Raw genomic sequence first — 16,932 nt, 5'->3', positions numbered from 1 at the left:
CAGGTCGCCGCGGCCGAGAGGGCCCTCGAAGCAGGGCCCGCCATGCGCGCGCGGTGCCTGCCGGCAGGCGGCAGACGCAGGGACGGGCCGTGCTCGCAACACGCGGCGTCGGGCGGTTAGCCGAACGGCCCGCGCCGGGCGGGCCGCGTCGAAACCTCCGCGATCCGCCGCGCGAGACCGCAATCGCTAGCGGCGCGCCGTGATGACCGGGTCGTCCCCCGCAAAGAGTTGCAGCGCGCCGTCATCGGCGATGTCGAACCGAGTCGCGCGGGCGAGCGCGTCGAAGAAGCGCCGCTCCTGCGTCATCAGCGCCTCGGCGCAGGCCATCATCGTGGCGCCGACCGGCCCGACCCGCAGCCCCTCGCCGGTCAGGCGAACGCCGCCCGTGTAGCGGTTGCAGCCGGCCGCGCCCGACATCCCGCCGTCGGGCGCGACCGCCAGCGTCACGTTCGACCTGTCGACGAGACCGCGCCCGTCGATATCCTCGACCCGCCAGGGATGGGCGGACAGAAGCGCCATCGGATCGCCGCCGCAGCCCCGCAGGCTGCGTCCGCCGCTCTCCACGACCGCCCGGTCGGGATAGGGCATGCCGGTCATGTCGTCGTGGCAGAGCGCCTGGCCCAGCGTCAGCACGAGGTCCACGCCCTCGGGCGCATAGCGCCGCGCGCCCTCGGCGAGCTCCGGCTCGGGGAGCGGCGCGGCGATCTCGGTCTCGCCATAATCGCCGACATAGCGCATTTGGCCGCCGGCGATCTCCAGCCGCCAGCCCGGTTCGTTGCCGCGCGCGGCGTAGCTGTCCGAGGGCAGCGCCGCGCGACACTCCGGCAACTGCGTGCCGTTCAGGCTGAGCGTCGCAAGATCGCCCTTGGTCCAGACCCAGGTGTCCGGGGCGTCGGCGGCGACGAATTTCGACCCCGACGCGGTCCGCTCAGGAACGAGGTCCAGATACGTGCCCCCGATCCGCAGCCGCGCCCCCTGGCCGACGAAGCCGAGTTCGACCCGAACCTCGCCGCAACTCAGCATCGAGGAAAAGCCCATCGGCCGGTAGCCGCGCAGCAGCACCTCGCCGATATCGACCGCGTCCTGACCGGCCTCGATGTCGACCGGCCCGCCGAGAAAGCGAATCTCGCCCCCCAGCCGCAGGGCGGCCCGCAGGGAAAGCGCCCGGTCGGCCGGCGCGTCGAGCGCGAAGGGCAGCGGCACCTGCGCCCCCTCGGTCGGGCGCTGGGCATGCGTCACCACGGCGCCGGAGGCCTCGCGCAGTTCGAGCAGCATCTCCGCCTCGGGCGGCAAGGCCATCCGTTCGCGGTAGGTCAGGCTTCCGGAAACCGTCCGGCTCTGCTGGGCATCGGCCGTCGACGCCAGGCCGACGAGGGCAAGAAGGGCAACGGCGAATCGCATGGTCGGGCCTCCGGGACGGGCATTTTGCGAAACCCTAGCACGGCTCGGGACGCGTCTCATCCCGCCGCGCCTGTCGCGCGGCGGCAGCGGCAGCCCGACGCTGCATGACCGCCGGTCATCCGGCGTTCGCGAAGGACGCATCCTTGACCGCCTCCATCGCGACATAGGTCGAGGTGTTGGCGACATGGGGCAGGCTCGAAATCCGCTCGGCCAAGACCGCGCGGTACTGCGCCATGTCGGCCGTGCGCACCTTGAGCAGGTAGTCGAAGCCCCCGGCGATCAGATGGCATTCCTCGATCTCCGGGACCGCGCGCACCGCCTCGTTGAACGCCGCCAGCGCGGCCTCGCCGGTGTCGGTCAGGCGGACCTCGACAAAGGCGACATGGGCGAGGCCCAGCCGGATCGGGTTCAGCATCGCGCGGTATCCCGCGATCACCCCGTCCGCCTCGAGGCGGCGCAACCGCGCCTGGGTCGGCGTCTTGGACAACCCGATCCGGCGGGCGAGTTCGGCCACGGGGATACGCCCCTCCGCGGCCAGCAACGCGAGAATCGCCCGGTCGTGCCGGTCCAGCGCGGGAAGATCGTCTGGCACCGAAAAAGCCCCTCTTTTGGTCCATTCGCCTGTGGTAACGACCGATTGAGGCCGAACAGGCGGTCCATTCGGCGCTATACTGCCCCGATACCAGGGGAGACACCATGACCGATCACATCGCCGCCCTCCGCGCCCGGATCGAAGAGGCCACCTACGCCCCCGAGGCGCCGGTCCTGGAACGGCTGATCGCCGAGGCCGACCTCGATGCCGCGGCGCGGGCGCGCATCGGCGCTGCCGCCGCCGGGCTCGTCCGCGACATCCGGGCGAAGGACCGGCCCGGCCTCATGGAAGTGTTCCTTGCCGAATACGGCCTGTCCACCGAAGAGGGCGTGGCGCTGATGTGCCTGGCCGAGGCGCTGTTGCGGGTGCCCGATGCCGAGACGGTGGACGCGCTCATCGAGGACAAGATCGCGCCCTCGGACTGGGGCCGGCACCTGGGCAAGTCCGCCTCGCCGCTGGTGAACGCCTCGACCTGGGCACTGATGCTCACGGGCCGCGTGCTGGACGAGCCCGGTACGGGGCTCGCCTCCACGCTGCGCGGCGCGGTCCGGCGGCTGGGCGAGCCGGTGATCCGCACCGCCGTGGGCCGCGCGATGCGCGAGATGGGCCGGCAATTCGTCCTCGGCGAAACCATCGACGGCGCGATGGAGCGCGCCGCGGGGATGGAGGCCAGGGGCTACACCTATTCCTACGACATGCTCGGCGAAGCCGCGCGCACCGAAGCCAACGCGCAGCGCTATCTCCGCGCCTATTCCGACGCGATCGGCAGGATTTCGGCCGCCGCCGCCCATGACGATGTGCGCGCCAATCCCGGCATCTCGATCAAGCTCTCGGCGCTGCATCCCCGATACGAGGTCGCCCAGGCCGACCGGGCGCTCGCCGAACTGGCCCCGAGGCTCTTGCAACTCGCGCTCCAGGCCCGCGACGCCGGCATGGGGCTCAACATCGACGCCGAGGAGGCCGACCGGCTGGCGCTGTCGCTGGACGTCGTCGAAACGGTGCTGGCCGACGAGAGGCTGGCCGGGTGGGACGGGTTCGGCTTCGTCGTGCAGGCCTATGGCCAGCGCGCGGGGCTGGTGCTCGACTGGCTCTATGCCATTGCCGAGCGGCTGGACCGCCGGCTGATGGTGCGGCTGGTGAAGGGCGCCTATTGGGACACCGAGATCAAGCGCGCGCAGGAGATGGGGGTGGACGGCTTCCCGGTCTTCACCCGCAAGGCGGCCACGGATGTCAGCTTCCTCGCGAACGCGCGCAAGATGCTGGGCATGACCGACCGCATCTATCCGCAATTCGCCACGCACAACGCCCATACCGTGGCCGGGATCCTCGAGATGGGCGCGGCCCCCAACGCCTTCGAGTTCCAGCGCCTGCACGGAATGGGCGAGTCGCTGCACGACGTGGTGATGAGCGGCGCGGGCGGCACCCGCTGCCGCATCTACGCCCCCGTCGGCGCGCATCGCGACCTTCTGGCCTATCTCGTGCGGCGGCTTCTGGAAAACGGCGCGAACAGTTCCTTCGTCAACCAGATCGTCGATGACGAGGTCCCCCCGAAGAGGTCGCCGCCGACCCGCTGGCCGAGATCGAGGCGCATCTGGACGCGCCCGAACACCCGGCGATCCGGCGCGCGCCCGCCCTTTTCGGCCCCGGCCGGCGCAATTCCCGCGGCTGGGACCTCGCGCACGGGCCCGACCTCGGCGGGATCGAGGCCGCCCGCGCGCCCCACCGGACGGCCAGCTTCGAGGCCGGCCCGCAGATCGCGGGGCCGACCGCGCCCGAGGACGCGGTCGAGTTGCGCAACCCCGCGGCGCTTTCGGACGTCGTCGGCACGGTGCGCGCGGCCTCGGCGGCCGATGTCGAGACCGCGCTGGCCGCCGCCCGGCCCTGGGATGCCACCCCGGCCGAGCGGGCAGACATCCTGCGCCGCGCCTCCGACCTCTACGAGGCGCATTTCGGCGAAATCTTCGCCATCGTCGCGCGCGAGGCCGGCAAGTCCCTGCCCGACGCGTTGGGCGAGCTGCGCGAGGCGGTCGATTTCCTGCGCTACTACGCGGGCCAAGCCGAGGCCCTCGACGCGCCCTCGCGCGGCCGTTTCGCCTGCATTTCACCCTGGAACTTCCCGCTGGCAATCTTCACCGGCCAGGTCTCGGCGGCGCTTGCCGCCGGCAACGCGGTGCTGGCCAAGCCTGCCGAACAGACCCCGCTGATCGCGCATCTCGCCGTTCGGCTCCTGCACGAGGCCGGCGTGCCGCAGGACGCGCTGCAACTCCTGCCCGGCGACGGCGCGACGGTGGGCGCGCGGCTTTCCTCGGACGCGCGGATCGACGGCGTGGCCTTTACCGGCTCGACGGAAACCGCCCGGATCATCGCCCGCGCGATGGCCGAGCACGTGGCCCCCGGCACGCCGCTGATCGCCGAGACCGGCGGGCTCAACGCGATGATCGTGGACTCGACCGCGCTGCCCGAACAGGCGGTGCAGGACATCGTCGCCTCAAGCTTCCAGTCGGCCGGGCAGCGCTGCTCGGCGCTGCGCTGTCTCTACGTGCAGGAGGATATCGCGGACGGGTTCCTGAAGATGCTGACCGGCGCGATGGCGGAACTGCGCCTCGGCGACCCGTGGAACCTGTCCACCGATGTCGGCCCGCTGATCGAGGCCGCGGCCCGGGACGATTTCGCGGCCTATGTCGCGACGGCGCGCGCCGAGGGCCGCGTGATGTGGGAGTCGGAGTCGGTCCCGGAAACGGGCCATTTCCTGTCCCCCACCCTGATCCGCGTGCCCGGCATCGAAACGCTGGCGCGCGAGATCTTCGGCCCCGTGCTGCATGTCGCCACCTTCCGCGCGGAAGAGATCGACCGGGTGATCGACGCGGTCAACGCCCGGGGCTACGGGCTGACCTTTGGCCTGCATTCCCGGATCGACGACCGGGTGCAACACGTGGCCGACCGGCTTCGGGCCGGCAATCTCTACGTCAACCGCAACCAGATCGGCGCCATCGTCGGCAGCCAGCCCTTCGGCGGCGAGGGTCTGTCGGGCACCGGGCCCAAGGCCGGCGGGCCGCACTACCTGGCCCGCTTCACCGCCAGACCCGCCGCGCCGCTGGCAGGCGTGGCCGAGGGCGAGGCGACCGCTGATGCGCTGGCCATGGCGCTGGCCGCGGCCACCCCCGCCCGCGGGCCGGAGACGCGCGCCCTGCCCGGCCCAACGGGCGAGTCCAACCGGCTGACGACCCATGCCCGCCCGCCGCTGCTGTGCTTCGGCCCCGGCCGCGCGGCGGCCCAGGCGCAGGCCGACGAGGTGCGGGGCGCCGGGGGGGCGGCGGTGACGGTGACCGGCGCCGTCGCCCCGGAGGTGCTGGAAACGCTGGACCCGCTCGGCGGGGTGGTGTGGTGGGGCGACGCGCAAACCGCGCGCGCCTATGCCCGGGCGCTTGCGCGGCGCGACGGCCCGCTCGTCCCGCTGATCGGCGGGCGCCCGGACACCGCCCATGCCCGGCTCGAACGGCACCTGTGCATCGACACCACCGCCTCGGGCGGGAACGCCGCCCTGCTGGCCGAGGTCGGTTCCGCTTGACCGGGACCCGCGACCGGCTAGCCTGCGCGCCATGTTCCCGCTGCGCGACCACAACCCCTCACGGCAAACGCCCTACGTCGTCTACGCGCTGATGGCGGCGAATATCGGGGTGTTCCTGTCCTACATTTGGCTCGGGCCGGTGCAGGCGAACCTCGTGTTCCTGCACTGGGGGCTGATCCCCGCGGCGATCACCGAAGGGCTGCAGACCCACACCTTCCTGACCTCGATGTTCCTGCATGGCGGGATCATGCATCTGGGGGGCAACATGCTGTTTCTCTGGATCTTCGGCGACAACATGGAAGAGGAATTCGGCCATCTGGGCTTTCTGCTCTTCTACCTGGCGGGCGGCCTGGCGGCCGGTGTCGCGCAATATGCCGCCGCGCCCCTCTCCACGGTTCCCATGGTGGGGGCCTCGGGCGCCATCGCCGCGGTGATGGGCGGCTATCTTCTGCTCTTCCCCAAGGCGCGGGTCGACATCCTGATCTTCCTGATCTTCATCATCCGCATCCTGCCGGTGCCCGCCTGGCTGATGCTGGGGCTGTGGTTCGGGCTGCAGGTGGGCGCCGGGGCGGTGGCCGCGGCCGACGCCGGCGGCGTGGCCTACTGGGCCCATGCGGGCGGGTTCCTCGCGGGCCTCGCGCTCACGCTGCCGCTGTGGATGCTGCGGGGCGGGCCGGCCTACTGGGCGCGCAATCACGGCCACCCGCCGCACCCCGAAGTCACCTATCGGCGCACCAGCGTGCCCCGCGCGGGGCGCCGCCGCTGAGACGGCGGCGCAGGTCGGCCGCGCGGCAGGCCGGCCGCCTTACCAGTCGTTGATGACGCCCAGATCCTGCACCTCGGCCGAAGACAGGGTCGTGCCGATCGTCTCGCCGATCGTGTAGACGCCGCTGTTCGCGGCGGCAAACATGCCGATGCAAAGGCCCACGGCGGCGCCGGTCAGCACCACCCAGTCGACCGTCACCGCCCCCCGCTCGCCCGCAAGAAAGGCCCGAAACGGCGCCGATGGCCCGGGCGCGGCGGATTCACGCGTCACGTCACTCATGCTTCGCTCCCCAGTTCTACCGGTTCTTCCCCGGTTTTCGCCGGGGAACGGGGCATAACAAGGGCGCGTGGCAGGCCGTTAAGTGTTTCTTATGACGCGGGCGAAGGGATCGAAGATCGCCTGGTTGGCGACCAGCACGTCGCCGTGGTCCAGCGGCCGATGCCCCTCGCGGACGGCATCCACCAGCCCGCCGGCCTCGCGCACCAGGATCAGGCCCGCGGCGATGTCCCAGGCGTTCAACTCGCGCTCCCAGTAGCCGTCGTAGCGGCCCGCCGCGACATAGGCGAGGTCGAGCGCGGCCGACCCCCAGCGGCGCACCCCCGCGCAAAGCGGCATCAGCCGGGCAAGGTCCTGCAGCGTCGCGGGCAGCGTCGTCTTCGAGGCGAAGGGCACGCCGGTTGCGAAGATCGCCTCGACCATGCGCGCGCGCGACGAGACCCTGAGCCGGCGCTCGTTCATCCAGGCCCCCGCGCCCTTTTCGGCGACGAACATCTCGTCCTTGGCGGCGTCGAAGATCACGCCCGCGACGATCTCGCCCTTGTGCTCCAGCGCGATGGAGATCGCCCAGTGCGGCAGCCCGTGCAGGAAGTTGGTGGTGCCGTCCAGCGGGTCGACGATCCAGCGCCGCGTCGGGTCCTCGCCCGGCTCCTCACCGGTCTCCTCGCCGAGCCAGCCGTAGTTCGGCCGCGCGCCGCGGAGTTCCTCCTTGAGGATCTGCTCGGCCTGGGTGTCGGCGCGGCTGACGAAATCGCCCGCCCCCTTCATCGAGACCTGCAGGTTCTCGACCTCGCGGAAATCCTTGACGAGGCCGCGGCCGGCCTTGCGCGCGGCCTTGATCATGATGTTGAGATTGGCGCTGCCTTGCATCGGGGTCTCCTCGGGGTCCGACGGGGGCCATACACGGGGCCGCGGCCGGTGCCAAGGCCCCGCAGCGCGCGCAGGCGGTTCCGGGCCGGTCAGATGATCGCGTGCCGCACCCGCGCCGAGACCCATTCGCTGAGCACCACCGTGGCGAGGATCAGCAGCAGGATCACCGTCACCTGGCCCCAGGCCAGCACGTTGAGCGAGGCCTGCAGCTTGAGCCCGATCCCGCCCGCGCCGACAAGGCCGAGGATCGTGCTTTCGCGGATGTTGATGTCCCAGCGAAAGACCGAGATGCCCCAGAAGGCCGGCATCACCTGCGGCACGATCCCGTAATTCAGGACCTGGCACGCGCTGGCCCCGGTGGCCTCGATCGCCTCGACCTGGCGGGCGTCGGTCTCCTCGATCGCCTCGTAAAGCAGCTTGCCGACGAACCCGATGGAGCGCAGCGCGATGGCGACGATGCCGGCAAGGATGCCGGGGCCGATGATCGCCACCAGCAGCAGCGCCCAGATCAGCGAATTGATCGAGCGCGACGCCACGATGACGAAAAGCGCCACGGGCCGCAGGACGGTGGCCGACGGCGTGGTGTTGCGCGCTGCCAGAAACGCCACCGGCACCGCCATGATCACGCCCCCGATGGTGCCGAGCGTGGCGATGTTGAGCGTGTCCCAGAGCGGGACCATGAGTTCGGGCAGATACCCCCACCTTGGCGGGACCATCCGGCTGCCGATATCCACCGCCTGCCGCGGCGCGTCGGCGACGAAGGCCCAGATCGTGTTCTCGGTCATCAGCCGCCAGCACCAGACGAAAAGCGCCACCAGCGCGAGCCATCCGAACCAGATCAGCAGCCGCGCCCGGGTGGTGCGGTGCCGCCAGACCTCGCTGTAATGGGTGATTTCGCTCATTGCAGGAACTTCCGCAGATAGCTGGAGCCGTATTCCGCCACCATCACGATGCCGATGATGATCAGCAGGATCGCCCCCGCGCTGTCGTATTCGTAGCGGTCGATGGCGGTGTTCAGCGTGGCCCCGATGCCGCCCGCGCCGACGATGCCGATCACCGCGCTCTCGCGGAAATTGATGTCGAGCCGGTAGAGCGACAGCCCGATCAGCCGCGGCATCACCTGCGGCTGCACCGCGTAGTTGACCAGCTGGACCCACGATGCGCCCGTGGCCTCGATCGCCTCGGCCTGGGTTTCGTCGATCTCCTCGATGTCGTCGGCCAGCAGCTTGGCGAGGAAGCCGATCGTCGCGAAGGAGAGGGTCAGGAACCCCGCGAAGGGGCCGAAGCCGAACATCGCGACGAGGAAGATCGCGATGATGATCTCCTGCAACGACCGGCTGACCGCGATGATCGCGCGGCAGGCCAGGTAGACCGCCCGCGGGGCGAGGTTGCGCGCCGCGCCCACGCCGATGGGCACCGAGATCGCGATGCCGACCACGGTGGAGGTCAGCGTCATCGTCAGGCTTTCGACCAGCCCGCGCGAGATGTCGCCCCAGCGGCTGGCGAAATCGGGCTGGAGGAACCCCATGACGAAGCGCTGGCCGCGTTCGAGCCCCACGGCGACGCGGTTCCAGTCGACCTCGAGCGAACCGATCGCGAGCACCAGGTAGGCGAGGATGCCCAGTTGCAGCGCGATGCGCCAGCGCCGGTCCTTGACGATCTGCGGCGGGCGGCGCCAGGTCGCGGGATAGGCCGTCTGGGTCATCGCGCCAGCGCCGCCATGCGGTCCCGTGCATCGGCCTCGGCGGCCGCCTGTTCCTCGTCGCCGCGGCGCATCGCGTTCCAGTCCTCGGTGCCGTAGATCGTGGTCAGCGCCGCCTCCGTCAGATCGCCGGGCGCACCGTCGAAAACGACCCGGCCGGCACTGAGCCCGACGAGGCGCTGCATGAATTGCTGCGCGAGCGGCACGTCGTGGATGTTGACGATGGCCGGCAGGCCGCGCTCGGCGCAGATCTCGACCAGCAGGCGCATGATCTGGCGGCTCGTCTTGGGGTCGAGGCTGGCGGTCGGCTCGTCCACGAGCAGCAGTTCCGGCTCCTGCGCCAGCGCCCGCGCGATGCCGACCCGCTGGCGCTGACCGCCCGACAGGGCATCGGCGCGCTTGTCGGCGTGTTCCAGCAGCCCGACCCGGTCGAGCAGCCGGTAGGCGCGGCGGATGTCCTCTGGCGGGAAGCGGCGCAGCCAGCTGCGCCAGAACGGCACGTAGCCCAGCCGGCCCGACAGCACGTTCTCCATCACCGTCAGCCGCTCGACCAGCGAATATTCCTGGAAGATCATGCCGATGCGGCGGCGCTGGCGGCGCAGCTCCGCCTTGCCGACATGCGCGAGGTCGACCGCGCCCAGCAGCACGCGGCCCTCGGACGGCTCCACCAGCCGGTTGATGCAGCGGATCAGCGTCGACTTGCCCGCCCCGGACGGCCCGATCAGCCCCATGATCTGGCCCTCGGGCACGGTCAGCGACACGTCGCTCAGCGCCCTGTCGCCGGTCCGGTAGGTCTTGGACAAGCCCTCGATCCGCAGCATCCCGCCCCTCCCCAATGACGCGCGGGCGGCCGCAGCCGCCCGCGCCCTGACGTTCCGGTTCTAGGTCACTGGCATTCGTAGACGACGCCGTTGGCCTCGTCGATGGTGCGGATCACCGCCCAGTCGTCCTTGAAGGTGATCTCGATGAACTGGTCCTCGCCGTTGCGGCCGAACTCCTCGGCCAGCGCCGTGCCTTCCCAGTCGAAGCTGAAGAACGCCTCGCGGATCTTCTCCTGCAGCTCGGGCGCCAGGTTGTAGACCGTGCCGTAACCCGTGGTCGGGAAGGTCTGCGACTGGTAGATCGTCACCAGCTGATCCTCGCTGACGACGTCCCGGTCGAGCATCCGCGCCTTCACCGAGTTCGCGATGGAGGCGGCCATGTAATCCTTGTTGGCGACGCCGAGGATCGAGTTGTCATGCGCCCCCGAGAAGGCCGCCGTGAAATCCTCGCCCGCGACCATGCCGAACTCCGCCTTCAGAATCGCCGAGGGCGCCTTGAAGCCCGAGTTGGACGTCTCCGACGTGAAGGCCAGTTCCTTGCCCTCGATGTCCTCGACCGCCTCGATGCCCGAGCCGGGATAGGAGATGATCTCCATCTCGTAGCCGAAGGACCCGTCCTCGGCGGCCATCATCGCGAAGGGCCGGAAGCCCGCGCAGGCCACGGCCAGCGGGTTCGACCCGGTGTTGAAACCCGCGACGTGCAGGCGCCCGGCGCGCATGGCCTCGATCTGGGCGGCGTTCGACTGGACTGGGAAGAACTGGACCTTCTTGCCGGTCACCTCGGCCATGTGGTCGAGGAAACCGGCCCAGACCTCGGCATAGACCGCCGGGTCCTCCACCGGGGTATAGGCGAAGATCAGCGTGTCGGGATCGGCCCAGTCCGACGCCTCCTCGGGAATGTCGGCGACAAGATCGCCATCGTTGTCGACGTAGCGGTCGTCGAGCGCGAATTCGGCCTGGGCCGGAGCCGCGAGCGCAAGGGCGGCAGCGGCCGCGAGAAAGGTGGTGGTCTTCATGAAACTCCCCATCGGTTGGACTGACGCGCACCTAGTTGCGAATTGTGACGGCGACATGAAAGCCGACCGTTACGGTCGGATTTGCGTATCACAACATCGTTTTCCCGTTCCGGCAAGACGCGGCGGCGCCCGCGCCGTTCAGCCGGCCCGGCCCACCCGCTGCAGCTTGACCGGCTCGCTGCGGGCGAGGCGCACGAAATGCGCGATATAGGGGCGGGCGGCATCCTCGGCGCGGGTGGCGGCATAGATGCGGCGGGTGAGCCCGGCGGCCGTCACCGGGCGGATCGCCAGGTCGGCACCGCCCCGCACGTCGCGCACCACCCAGTCGGGCAGCACCGTGACCCCGCGGCCCGACGCGACCAGCATCAGGATGACGGCCGTCAGCTCCACCGGCCGAACCGCCAGGGGTTCGATCCGGGCCGGCCCCAGAAGCCCGGTGAAGATGTCGAGCCGCGACCGCTCCACGGGATAGGTGATCAGGGTCTGGTCGCGGAAATCCTCGGCCTCGACGAAGGCCTTCTGGGCCAGCGGGTGGCTTGCGGCGCAGACGAAGACCGGTTCGTAGTCGAAGAGCGGCGCGAAGGTCAGCGCCTCGTGATCCTCGGGGTCGGAGGAAATCACCAGGTCCACCTCCTCGCGCTCCAGCGCGGGCAGCGCGTCGAAGGACAGGCCGGGGCGGATATCGACATCGACCTCGGGCCAGGCCTTGCGGAAGGACTCCAGCACCGGCAGCAGCCAGTCGTAGCAGGCGTGGCATTCCAGGGTGATGTGCAGCCGCCCCGACCGGCCGGATTTCAGCCCGTCGAACTCGGCCTGCAGCGCGGCGATCTCGGGCAGCACGCGCTCGGCGGCCCGGAGCAGCTTGAGCCCCGCCGAGGACAGCCGCAAGGGCTTGGTGCGGCGGACGAAAAGCTCCATGCCGACCTGCTCTTCCAGCCCCTTGACCTGGTGGCTCAGCGCCGATTGGGTGATGTTCAGCCGCTCGGCCGCGCGCGCAAGACCGCCCGCGTCGTGGATCGCCTTGATCGTGCGCAGGTGGCGCAACTCCAGATGCATATTGTCGCGATGCTCATATTCATCTTGAGAACTATGAGTTTGTTTCACAGTTTGCACCGTGCGACAAGCTGCGAAACGCCGAATCCCATCGGAGAAAGCCCCATGTCCGCCCCTCGTGTATCCTTCGAGTTCTTTCCCCCGAAATCGCTGGAGGCCAGCTTTCGCCTGTGGGAAACCGTCCAGGCGCTGGCGCCGCTGAAGCCGCAATTCGTCTCGGTGACCTATGGCGCGGGCGGGACCACCCGCAAGCTGACCCATGAGGCGGTGGAGACGATCCACAACCATTACGGCGTGAACGTCGCCGCGCACCTGACCTGCGTGGACGCGACCCGCGCCGAAACGATGGAGATCGTTGACGGCTACGCCAAGGCCGGCGTGACCGAGATCGTGGCGCTGCGCGGCGACCCGCCCAAGGGCCAGGGCGAGTTCACGCCGCATCCCGACGGCTTCGCCAATTCCTGCGAACTCATCGAGGCGCTGGCCGCGCGGGCCGCCTTCACCATCCGCGTCGGCGCCTATCCCGACCCGCATCCCGATTCCCGGGGCGTCGGCCATGACGTGCAGTGGCTCAAGCGCAAGTTCGAGGCGGGCGCGGATTCGGCGATCACCCAGTTCTTCTTCGAACCCGAAACCTTCTTCCGGTTCCGCGACGATTGCGACGCGGCCGGGATCGACGGCTCCAGGATCATCCCCGGCATCCTGCCGGTCGAGAAATGGGCCGGCGTGCGCAAGTTCGCCGAGACATGCGGGGCGCGCATCCCGGCCTGGGTGGACGACGCCTACGACAAGGCGGTGCGCGACGGCCGCGAAGCGTTGTTGGGCAAGGCGCTCGCGACCGAACTCTGCACCAAGCTGATGGAAGGCGGCGTGCAGGATTTCCACTTCTACACGCTCAACAAGCCGCACCTGACCCGGGAAATCTGCCACGCGCTCGGCGTGCAGCCCCAGGCGCACCTTGAAAAGGTCGCCTGAGCTTGCCTGTCCGCGCCGCCGGGGCTAAGCCGGCGGCATGAGCAGCCCCCGACCCGATTTCGACCGCGACCGCCTCATCGGCATGTCCGGGCTCGACTACCTGCGCGCGATGCTGGCCGGCGCGGTGGCGCCGCCGCCGATCTGGGGCCTGATGGGCATCCGGCTCGTCCATGTCGACGCGGATCGGGTCACCTTCCGCGCGACGCCCGGCCCCGAGCACGGCAACGTCACCGGCACGACCCATGGCGGCTGGTACGGCACGTTGCTCGACGCCGCGATGGGCTGCGCTGTGATGACCGGGGTGCCGGCGGGCGCCACCCACGCGACGCTGGAATACAAGGTCAACGTCACCCGCGTGGTGCGCCCGGGTCTCGAGGTCGAGGCGGTGGGCCGCGTTCAGCATGGCGGGCGGCGCACGGGCGTGGCGGCGGGCGAGGTCACGGGCGTGGCCGACGGAAAGCTCTACGCCACCGGGTCGACCACCTGCATCATCCTTGAGGGGTAAGCCCCGCGGGCGCGCTCAGCGGCAGCGGCGCCTCGGGCGCGAACGCCAGCGCCGTGGGGTGCAGCGCCTCGGAGGGGTCCCGCCCGACCGGGCGGTCGCGGCGCAACACGAACAGCTTGCCCCAGCTGCGGTTCATCCCCACCGAGGGCGCCGCGGGGTCGCAGGGAAAGCGGGCGCGCCAGCCCTCGGGCAACCGCAGGCCGTGCCCGGCCGCCTTTTCAAGCATCCAGACCAGCGGGATATGCGCCAGCGGCAGCGCCGGGGCGAACTCGCCGAGCTGGCCGCCCACGTCGCCGTGGCAGCCGTGGAACCAGACCTGTTCGACATGCCCGGCCCAGTCATCGGCGCTTTCCCACAGGACCGGGGCGAACACCACGCGCCGCTCGTCGAGGGCGAGCGCGTGATAGCCGTGGCGCACCGCGGGGCCGAGCCGGTGGTCGTGGAAGGCGTGGCGCGACTCCGTCAGCATCCAGAACAGCGGCAGGCGCAGGCCCAGCGCCTTCACCGTGTCCCAGGCGCCGACCATCTCGATCTCGCAATGGGCATGGCAGACCGCGCGCGTGAACGCCGCACGGCCGGGACTGTCGGTCGCGCTTTCGTAGTGGCGATAGGCCTCCATGACGTTGCGTTCCACCGCGTGTTCGGCGCGCAACAGGCCCACGCTGCCGATGATCCCGGCAAGCGAGCGCACGGCGTAGGCCCCGCGGGAATGGCCGATCAGGAAGATCCGGTCGCCGGGCCGATACCGCGAGGCGAGATAGCCATAGGCGCGGCGGATCTGGCGGTTGATGCCGCGGCCCGCGGCCACGTGATGCGTCCGCCGCCAGTCCGGCCACTGGATCCCGGCCTCGTAGTAAAGCGTGACCGGCGCCGAGGCCGGCAGGTCGCAGAGCAGGCGGTAGGTGCGGCCGACATGGGTCAGCTCGCCCGGCGCGAGCGAGCCGAGCGTGCCGTCCAGAAGGATCACATGGTCGGTGGGGCCGCGGGCCGGGCGCCGCGCGTTGGCCGCGCCGTCCTTGGGCCGGCGCAGCCAGTGCGATATGCGGTCAGCCAGCCGCACCGGCACCGTCGTTCAGCATCTGCCAGACCCGGAGCGGCGTGAACGGCATGTCGGCGCGGCGCACGCCCCGCTCCGACAGCGCGTCCAGCGCGGCATTGGCCACGGCGGCCATCGCGCCCACGGTGCCGGCCTCGCCGCAGCCCTTCATGCCCAGCGGGTTGGCGGTCGAGGGCACGGGTTCGGTCGTGAAGGCGATCATGGGCAGATCATCCGCCCTCGGCATCGCGTAGTCCATGAAAGACGCGGTGATCAACTGACCGTTTCCGTCGTAATGCGCCCGCTCGCAGATCGCCTGGCCCAGGCCCTGCGCCACCCCGCCATGCACCTGCCCCTCGGCGAGCCGCGGATTCATCAGGTTCCCGAAATCGTCGGTCACTGTGTATTCGACAACGCGGGTGTCGCCGGTCTCGGGGTCGATCTCGACCTCGGCGACATGGGCGCCGTTGGGATAGGAACGCCCCGGCAGGGTGTATTCGGCGCGGTGCCGCAACAGGTCCGCGCGGCCCGCCGCCCGCGCCATCTCGGCCGCCTCGATCAGCGTGGGCGTCAGGTTGGAGCCCGGCGCGCGGAACGTATGGCCGTCGAATTCGATTTCGGCCGCCTCCACCCCCATCTCCTCGGCGAGGAAGGGCGCGAAGGCGCCGACCATCGCCTCGACCGTGGCCACGGTGGCGTTGCACTGCGTCGTGACCGAACGCGAGCCGCCCGTGCCGCCGCCCTTGGCGATCCGGTCGCTGTCGCCCTGGATCACGCGGATGTCCTCGACCGCGATGCCGGTGCGGTCGGCCAGGAACTGGGCATAGACCGTCTCGTGCCCCTGCCCGTTCGACTGGGTGCCGACATAGAGGTTCACGCCGCCGTCGTCGCCGAACTCCACCTCGGCGCCCTCGGTCGGATCGCCCAGGATCGACTCGATGTAATAGCACAGGCCCAGCCCGCGCAGCCGCCCCTGCCCGGCACTCTCGGCCTTGCGCGCGGCAAAGCCGTCGAGATCGGCCGCCTCGCGCACCCGGTCCAGCACCCGTGCGAAATCCCCCACGTCGTAAAGCTCCCCCGTCTGCGTGCGATAAGGGAACGCCTCGCGCGGGATAAAGTTGCGCCGGCGCAGCTCCCAGGGGTCCACCCCCAGCTCGCGCGCGGCATGGTCCATCATGCGTTCGAGGGCGTAGATCGCCTCGGGCCGCCCGGCGCCGCGATAGGCGTCCACCGGCACGGTGTTGGTGTAGATGCCCTTCGCCTGCAACAGCGCCGCGGGAATGTCATAGGCCCCGGTCAGCACCTTGGAGAACAGCGCCGACTGGATCGCCTGGGCGAATTCCGAGTTGTAGGCGCCGAGGTTGGAAACATTGGTGACGCGATAGCCGATGATCCGGTGCCCGGCGTCGAAGGCCGTCTCCACCGTCGAGCTGAGGTCGCGCCCGCCATTGTCGGTCAGCATCGCCTCGGTCCGCTCCGACATCCAGCGCACCGGCCGGCCCAACTCGCGCGCGGCATGGGCGACGACGAAATACTCGGGATAGGGAAACCCCTTCATCCCGAACCCGCCGCCGACGTCCGGGTTCGTCACCCGAACGTCCTCGGGCGCGAGGTGCAGCATCCGGGCCAGCCGGTCCTTCATCATCCACACCCCCTGCCCGCCGAAGCAGAGGTGCAGCCGCCCCTCGGACCACTCCGCCCAGGCGCCGCGCGGTTCCATCGAGTTCACGATGACCCGGTGGTCGGGCACCTCCAGCGTCACCGTCCGCGCCGCCTCGGCAAAGGCCCGTTCCACCGCGTCCGCGTCACCCAGCGCCCAGTCGTATGCGAGGTTCCCCGGCGCCTCCGCGTGCAACTCCGGGCCGCCCTCGGCCCGTTCCACATGCGGCTGCAGCTCGTGCAGGTCGAACTCGATCGTCTCGACCGCGTCCTTGGCCTGGGCCAGCGTCTCGGCCACCACGACCGCCATCGCCTCGCCCACATAGCGCACCCGGTCCCGCGCCAGCACCGGACGGCCGGGTGCGGCCGCGCGCGCGCCGTCGCGGTTCTTGACCACGCTTGCCTGCATGTGCAGGTCCATCCCCGCCGCCAGAAGGTCGTCGGCGGTCAGCACCAGGTGCACGCCCGGCGCCGCGCGCGCCTCGCGCACGTCCAGCGCCCGCAAGTCCGCATGGGCCACCGGGCTGCGCAGGAAATACGCATGCAACGCGCCCGCCGGCGCGATGTCGTCGACATACCGCCCCCCGCCGGTCAGCAGCCGCACATCCTCGATGCGCGTGACCGTCTGGCTCTGGCCGAATTTCGTGTCCATGGCGGGTCTCCCTTCTCCGACGAAAGGCAGGGTAACCGCC

The 16,932-nt window shown here is 70.4% G+C and carries 14 protein-coding genes and 1 pseudogene; 4 read left to right on the top strand and 11 right to left on the bottom strand.

The annotated features are described in order from the left end of the window. Nucleotides 1-186: 186 nt before the first annotated feature. Both BUR28_RS00695 and BUR28_RS00690 read right to left on the bottom strand, forming a co-directional pair. Nucleotides 187-1,401 carry an META domain-containing protein gene (locus BUR28_RS00695; RefSeq protein ID WP_074218356.1) on the bottom strand — a complete coding sequence of 405 codons (1,215 nt, stop codon included), beginning with the start codon at nucleotides 1,399-1,401 and terminating at the stop codon, nucleotides 187-189. Nucleotides 1,402-1,516: 115 nt separating this feature from the next. Then, nucleotides 1,517-1,993, bottom strand: coding sequence for an Lrp/AsnC family transcriptional regulator (locus BUR28_RS00690; protein ID WP_074218355.1), 477 nt, complete (start codon nucleotides 1,991-1,993; stop codon nucleotides 1,517-1,519). Nucleotides 1,994-2,097: 104 nt separating this feature from the next. Here BUR28_RS00690 and putA point away from each other — a divergent pair. Then, nucleotides 2,098-5,561: pseudogene (gene putA, locus BUR28_RS00685) on the top strand (bifunctional proline dehydrogenase/L-glutamate gamma-semialdehyde dehydrogenase PutA). Between the two features lie 31 nt (nucleotides 5,562-5,592). Beyond that, nucleotides 5,593-6,327: a rhomboid family intramembrane serine protease gene (locus BUR28_RS00680; RefSeq protein ID WP_074218354.1), complete on the top strand. Its 735-nt coding sequence runs from the start codon at nucleotides 5,593-5,595 to the stop codon at nucleotides 6,325-6,327. A gap of 39 nt (nucleotides 6,328-6,366) precedes the next feature. Here BUR28_RS00680 and BUR28_RS00675 read toward each other — a convergent pair whose 3' ends face one another. The 7 genes from BUR28_RS00675 to BUR28_RS00645 all read right to left on the bottom strand — a co-directional run bounded on the left by BUR28_RS00675 (nucleotide 6,367) and on the right by BUR28_RS00645 (nucleotide 12,068). Further along, nucleotides 6,367-6,606 carry a hypothetical protein gene (locus tag BUR28_RS00675; protein ID WP_074218353.1) on the bottom strand — a complete coding sequence of 80 codons (240 nt, stop codon included), beginning with the start codon at nucleotides 6,604-6,606 and terminating at the stop codon, nucleotides 6,367-6,369. Nucleotides 6,607-6,684: 78 nt separating this feature from the next. Beyond that, complete coding sequence (locus tag BUR28_RS00670; protein ID WP_074218352.1) at nucleotides 6,685-7,473, bottom strand: inositol monophosphatase family protein; 789 nt, start codon at nucleotides 7,471-7,473, stop codon at nucleotides 6,685-6,687. Between the two features lie 89 nt (nucleotides 7,474-7,562). Continuing rightward, nucleotides 7,563-8,375: a phosphonate ABC transporter, permease protein PhnE gene (phnE, locus tag BUR28_RS00665; RefSeq protein WP_074218351.1), complete on the bottom strand. Its 813-nt coding sequence runs from the start codon at nucleotides 8,373-8,375 to the stop codon at nucleotides 7,563-7,565. Beyond that, the gene (gene phnE, locus BUR28_RS00660) at nucleotides 8,372-9,178 is read right to left on the bottom strand and encodes a phosphonate ABC transporter, permease protein PhnE (protein ID WP_074218350.1); all 807 of its coding nucleotides are present in this window, start codon (nucleotides 9,176-9,178) and stop codon (nucleotides 8,372-8,374) included. Before phnE (BUR28_RS00660) ends, phnE (BUR28_RS00665) begins: the two co-directional genes overlap by 4 nt. Beyond that, nucleotides 9,175-9,996, bottom strand: a complete 822-nt coding sequence (phnC, locus tag BUR28_RS00655) for a phosphonate ABC transporter ATP-binding protein (RefSeq protein WP_074218349.1) — start codon at nucleotides 9,994-9,996, stop codon at nucleotides 9,175-9,177. The genes phnE (BUR28_RS00660) and phnC overlap by 4 nt, the downstream gene beginning before the upstream one ends. A gap of 65 nt (nucleotides 9,997-10,061) precedes the next feature. Further along, the gene (phnD, locus tag BUR28_RS00650; RefSeq protein WP_074218348.1) at nucleotides 10,062-11,012 is read right to left on the bottom strand and encodes a phosphate/phosphite/phosphonate ABC transporter substrate-binding protein; all 951 of its coding nucleotides are present in this window, start codon (nucleotides 11,010-11,012) and stop codon (nucleotides 10,062-10,064) included. Nucleotides 11,013-11,150: 138 nt separating this feature from the next. After that, a complete protein-coding gene (locus tag BUR28_RS00645; protein ID WP_074218347.1) occupies nucleotides 11,151-12,068 on the bottom strand; it encodes a LysR family transcriptional regulator in 918 nt (305 codons plus the stop codon). Nucleotides 12,069-12,170: 102 nt separating this feature from the next. On the opposite strand from BUR28_RS00645, the gene metF reads away from it, so the two are divergent. Then, complete coding sequence (gene metF, locus BUR28_RS00640; protein WP_074218346.1) at nucleotides 12,171-13,040, top strand: methylenetetrahydrofolate reductase [NAD(P)H]; 870 nt, start codon at nucleotides 12,171-12,173, stop codon at nucleotides 13,038-13,040. A 37-nt stretch (nucleotides 13,041-13,077) separates the two neighbouring features. Then, nucleotides 13,078-13,545 (top strand): PaaI family thioesterase, encoded by a 468-nt coding sequence (locus tag BUR28_RS00635; RefSeq protein ID WP_074218345.1) that lies wholly within the window; start codon nucleotides 13,078-13,080, stop codon nucleotides 13,543-13,545. On the opposite strand, the gene BUR28_RS00630 is transcribed toward BUR28_RS00635, so the two are convergent. Continuing rightward, the gene (locus tag BUR28_RS00630; RefSeq protein ID WP_371441577.1) at nucleotides 13,529-14,605 is read right to left on the bottom strand and encodes a DUF2235 domain-containing protein; all 1,077 of its coding nucleotides are present in this window, start codon (nucleotides 14,603-14,605) and stop codon (nucleotides 13,529-13,531) included. The genes BUR28_RS00635 and BUR28_RS00630 overlap by 17 nt on opposite strands. Continuing rightward, complete coding sequence (locus tag BUR28_RS00625; protein WP_074218343.1) at nucleotides 14,592-16,892, bottom strand: xanthine dehydrogenase family protein molybdopterin-binding subunit; 2,301 nt, start codon at nucleotides 16,890-16,892, stop codon at nucleotides 14,592-14,594. The genes BUR28_RS00630 and BUR28_RS00625 overlap by 14 nt, the downstream gene beginning before the upstream one ends. Nucleotides 16,893-16,932 lie beyond the last annotated feature (40 nt).

This window comes from Rhodovulum sp. ES.010 (assembly GCF_900142935.1).
Taxonomy (GTDB): domain Bacteria; phylum Pseudomonadota; class Alphaproteobacteria; order Rhodobacterales; family Rhodobacteraceae; genus Rhodovulum.
Note: the sequence above shows the minus strand (reverse complement) of the source record. Positions and strands in the feature narration are given on the sequence as shown.